Below are 530 nucleotides of genomic sequence, written 5' to 3'. Positions count from 1 at the left end.
CAGCCAAACTCTTGTAAGGTGCGTTCTTTTTCCAACGGCTCGATACCTGCAAATCCTCAAAGGTCTCCGCCCCATACATTTCCATAAAGGTCACAGAATCTGGGATGGAACTCTTAAGATTTTGGAGGTGATTGAGCGGTGCCAAGGTACGGGCGATCCGCTCCTTGTCATAATCTGCTGGGAAATGGTCCAAACGGAAATCCGTCTCTTTCAAAACTCCTTCTTCCATGACCAGTTGGCCTGTATTACGGTCCTTGATATTGATCACTGTCTGGATGTTCTCAGACAAGGAACTCATGACATCCTCTACAAAGATGAGAGAGCAGCCTAATTCCGTTGGATCTTCGGTAAAGAACTCCATGATGATATGATCCAAAATCAACTTTTCATCGGTCACTAGAACCACGTAATGGGGATGGAAGAGGGTGCTCTCCTTGTGGGTTGCTTCTTCCTTTTGACTACGGCGTAGTTTCAAGATTTGGTTCAAACTATTCAGAACTTGGTCCCGTGTTCGTTGATTGTAGACAAAA

The 530-nt window shown here is 45.3% G+C and carries 1 pseudogene; it reads right to left on the bottom strand.

The annotated features are described in order from the left end of the window. Positions 1-530: pseudogene (locus GMD4S_RS10305) on the bottom strand (type VII secretion protein EssC); the annotation flags it as partial.

This window comes from Streptococcus sp. GMD4S (assembly GCF_000296955.1).
The sequence above is the reverse complement of the archived record's forward strand: the minus strand, read 5'-3'. Positions and strand labels throughout refer to the sequence as shown.